We start from the raw sequence: 511 nt of genomic DNA on the forward strand, positions 1-511 counted from the left end.
AATAATCATGCACCGTTCACAATGTCTTTTTAATTGAATCTCCACTTCTCGTCCTATTTTAATCCTTCTGCCAAACCACGTTTCTTCAATAAATGGGACTTTCTCTTTTAATGATATAAGTAAATTAGGGCGAAAACGTTGATAATTGACCTCTTTTCCCCATATTTCTTTTAATTTAAGCAAAGAAGCATCCGTTACCAATTGAATGTGTTCTTCTTCAATTGCCCCTAAAGGTACATAAGAGGGAGTATATTTTACAAGAGAAACTTTCCGTTTCGATTTGTTTTCTATTTCTCTAATTAGGTCTTCATCCCCCCAATCAACAACCTTACCTTCAGGTGTCGTTATTTCAACTCTGGGGTATTCTTCCATTAACTCTTCCCCAACAAATCTTGCTTTATATCGAACCATTTCTGGGAATTGTGTTATTGTTAAAAACTTCCCTGGTCTTGTTTTATCTAAAAAAGCATGACTACGGTCGCCATACAAACCATATTCCATTACTTTAGTT

The 511-nt window shown here is 35.0% G+C and carries 1 protein-coding gene; it reads right to left on the reverse strand.

Annotated elements, in window-relative coordinates:
- A partial coding sequence (locus tag GCA01S_RS11275) for an MOSC domain-containing protein (protein WP_042410093.1) occupies nucleotides 1-511 on the reverse strand: 511 nt, incomplete at both ends.

Origin of the sequence: Parageobacillus caldoxylosilyticus NBRC 107762 (genome assembly GCF_000632715.1) — a bacterium.
Taxonomy (GTDB): domain Bacteria; phylum Bacillota; class Bacilli; order Bacillales; family Anoxybacillaceae; genus Saccharococcus; species Saccharococcus caldoxylosilyticus.